This is a genomic window from Streptomyces montanisoli (assembly GCF_017813245.1).
Classification (GTDB): Bacteria; Actinomycetota; Actinomycetes; order Streptomycetales; family Streptomycetaceae; genus Streptomyces; species Streptomyces montanisoli.
Window position 1 is genome coordinate 1 of sequence record NZ_JAGIQL010000305.1, and the last position, 3,420, is coordinate 3,420.

Genomic DNA, 3,420 nt, shown 5'->3' on the forward strand with positions numbered 1-3,420 from the left:
ATCGTGCGCGCGGCGGACGGGACCCCGATTTGGGTCGCGGATGCGGGGGTGGTTGGCTTGGCGGCGTCCGGCTCCGGCGCCCGCGTGGCGGACGCGGGCGCGGGCGCGGTGCGCCCGTCGAGCAGCTCGCGGCGCGGGCACGTACCGCGGCCGAGGATCGACTGGATGCGCCGCACGCAGCCGCCGCAGTCCGTGCCGGCCCCGCACTGCGACGCGATCTGCCGCGGCGAGCAGGCGCCCGCCTCCGCGTGCTCCTTGACCTGTGCCTCGGTGATGCCGAAACAGGAGCATACGTACACGCGGTTCACCTCCCGGGCCTGATCCTGGTCGTCGTCCCACCGATGAGTTCCCATCGGTGAGGCTAACCTAACCTAACCCATCGGCGCGGGCTCGCAGAACCCCCCTCATGGGCGATGGGGCACGGATCACAGGATCCGTGCCCCATCGCATGCGCCATCGCCCGCAAGAACCCGGAGGGCTACTGGTCGCGGTACATCTCCGCCACGAGGAACGCCAGGTCGAGCGACTGGCTCCGGTTGAGCCGCGGGTCGCAGGCCGTCTCGTAGCGCTGGTGCAGGTCGTCGACGAAGATCTCGTCGCCGCCGCCCACGCACTCCGTGACGTCGTCGCCGGTCAGCTCGACGTGGATGCCGCCGGGGTGGGTGCCGAGGCCCTTGTGCACCTCGAAGAATCCCTTGACCTCGTCCAGCACGTCGTCGAAGCGGCGCGTCTTGTGGCCGGACGCGGCCTCGAAGGTGTTGCCGTGCATCGGGTCCGTGACCCAGGCGACCGTCGCGCCGGAGGCCGTGACCTTCTCGACGAGCTCGGGCAGCTTGTCCCTGACCTTGTCGGCGCCCATCCGCACCACGAACGTGAGGCGGCCGGGCTCGCGCTCCGGGTCGAGCCGGTCGATGTACCCGAGTGCCTCGTCCACCGTGGTGTTCGGGCCGAGCTTGATGCCGATGGGGTTGCGGATCCGCGACGCGAACTCGATGTGCGCGCCGTCGAGCTGGCGGGTGCGCTCGCCGATCCACACCAGGTGGGCCGACGTGTCGTACAGGGTGCCGGTGCGCGAGTCGGTGCGGGTCAGCGCCGACTCGTAGTCCAGCAGCAGCGCCTCGTGGGAGGAGTAGAACTCCACGGCGCGGAACTCGGCCGGGTCGGTGCCGCACGCCTTCATGAAGCCCAGCGCGTTGTCGATCTCGCGCGCGAGCTGCTCGTAGCGCTGTCCTGCCGGCGAGGACTTCACGAAGTCCTGGTTCCAGGCGTGCACCTGGCGCAGGTCGGCGTAGCCGCCGGTGGTGAAGGCGCGGACGAGGTTCAGCGTGGACGAGGACGCGTGGTACATCCGCGTCAGGCGCGTCGGGTCGGGCACCCGGGACGCCTCGTCGAAGGAGAACCCGTTGACGGAGTCGCCGCGGTAGCTCGGCAGCGTCACGCCGTCGCGCGTCTCGGTGTTCTTGGAGCGCGGCTTGGAGTACTGGCCCGCGATGCGGCCGACCTTGACGACGGGGACCGAGGCGGCGTAGGTGAGGACGGCGCTCATCTGCAGCAGCGTCTTGAGCTTGGCGCGGATGTGCTCGGCGGACACGGCGTCGAACGCCTCGGCGCAGTCGCCGCCCTGGAGCAGGAACGCCTCGCCCTTCGCGACGGCCGCCATCCTCGAACGCAGCTGGTCGCACTCGCCGGCGAAGACGAGCGGCGGGCAGGCCTCCAGCTCGGCCACGACCGCGCGCAGCGCGTCCTGGTCGGGATACTCCGGCTGCTGCGCAGCGGGGAGACCTTTCCAGGTGGGCACAGACGTCACGGGCTTCTCAGCGTTCACTGTCACGGAACCAGATTACGCGGTCACGCACCCGGGTAGACCAGTCGGCTCACAGTGTGGAACGCCGCCGATACGGCGGACGGCGGCCCGGGCCGTCGGCTAGGGTGGCGCCATGCTCTCGCGCACGCATCAGTCCTGGTGGTGGCCGGCTCTCCCGGCGACCCCGCTGATTCCGCGCGCGTGACGCACATCGCACGGATCGAGAAGGCCGCCCGAGGGGCGGCCTTCCGTGTTTTCCCGGTCAGTACGCGACGGGGACCGCGAGGCGGGCCGTTCCTCCACCCACCGGAAGGAACCCCGCCCCATGTCTCCCAGTTCCCGCACACCCGGCACGCCCCGTAGAGCCCCCTCGTCCCCGTCCTCGTCCCCGTCCTCGTCCGGCGCGCGCGAAGGCGCCGCGTCCGTGCTGGCCCGGCTGGCGTCGGGCCGCGAGCCGTTCGCGCTGCTGCGCCGCCGCACGCCCGGCCGCCGCCATGACGTCGTCGAGGTGCTGATCGGCCGGGTGCACGAGGCGGCCGTGCTGGCGGACATCCCCGTCGGCGACGCCCCCTCCCTCGCGCTCGTCCCCTTCCGGCAGATCAGGGAGCGCGGTTTCGACGTGCGGGACGACGGCACGCCGCTGTCGGTGCTCGTCGCGGACGAGCGCCGCGAACTGCCCCTCGCGGACGTGCTCGACGCGCTGCCCGACCACGCGGTGCGCGTGCGCGACGGGGCGTTCGACGTGGACGACGACGCGTACGCGGACCTCGTGGGCCGCGTCGTGCGAGAGGAGATCGGCGCGGGCGAGGGCGCGAACTTCGTCATCAGGCGGACGTTCGAGGGGCGGGTGCCCGGGTTCGGGCGGTCCGACGCGCTGGCGCTGTTCCGGCGGCTGCTGGTGGGCGAGCAGGGGGCGTACTGGACGTTCGTCGTGCACACCGGCGACAGCGGGCGCGTGCTGGTCGGCGCGAGCCCCGAGGTGCATGTGCGGATGAGCGGCGGGACCGTGGTGATGAACCCGATCAGCGGCACGTTCCGCTATCCGCAGGGGCCGGGCGGCCCGCGCGTCGAGGACGTGCTGTCGTTCCTCGCCGACCGCAAGGAGACCGACGAGCTGTCGATGGTCGTGGACGAGGAACTGAAGATGATGTGCACGGTCGGCGACCGTGGCGGCGTCGTGGTCGGCCCGCGCCTGCGCGAGATGGCGCACCTCGCGCACACCGAGTACGAGCTGCGCGGGCGGTCGTCGCTCGACGTGCGCGAGGTGCTGCGCGAGACGATGTTCGCGGCGACGGTGACGGGCTCACCCGTGCAGAACGCGTGCCGGGTCATCGAGCGTTACGAGCCGGGCGGGCGCGGCTACTACGCGGGCGCGCTCGCGCTGCTCGGGCGGGACGCGGGCGGCGCGCAGTCGCTCGACTCGCCGATCCTGATCCGCACGGCCGACATCGACGCGCGGACGGGCGCGCTGCGGGTGGGCGTCGGCGCGACACTCGTACGCCACTCCGACCCGCGCGGCGAGGTCGCGGAGACCCACGCCAAGGCGGCGGGCGTCCTGGCGGCGCTCGGCGCGGTGGAGCCCGCGGGGCGGCCCGCCGCCGGTGCCGCCGCGCCCG

Annotated in this window: 3 protein-coding genes; 1 reads left to right on the top strand and 2 read right to left on the bottom strand. The window is 72.6% G+C overall.

What is annotated here, in order from left to right; translation table 11 throughout:
- Together JFN87_RS34610 and JFN87_RS32535 are read right to left on the bottom strand one after the other, a co-directional pair.
- A partial coding sequence (locus JFN87_RS34610; protein ID WP_209346030.1) for a (2Fe-2S)-binding protein occupies positions 1 to 299 on the bottom strand: 299 nt, incomplete at its 3' end.
- A 179-nt stretch (positions 300 to 478) separates the two neighbouring features.
- Positions 479 to 1,831 carry a class II 3-deoxy-7-phosphoheptulonate synthase gene (locus JFN87_RS32535; RefSeq protein WP_209346032.1) on the bottom strand — a complete coding sequence of 451 codons (1,353 nt, stop codon included), beginning with the start codon at positions 1,829 to 1,831 and terminating at the stop codon, positions 479 to 481.
- A gap of 298 nt (positions 1,832 to 2,129) precedes the next feature.
- Here JFN87_RS32535 and JFN87_RS32540 point away from each other — a divergent pair.
- Positions 2,130 to 3,420, top strand: a 1,291-nt coding sequence (locus JFN87_RS32540; protein ID WP_209346033.1) for a chorismate-binding protein, incomplete at its 3' end; no start/stop codon positions are given.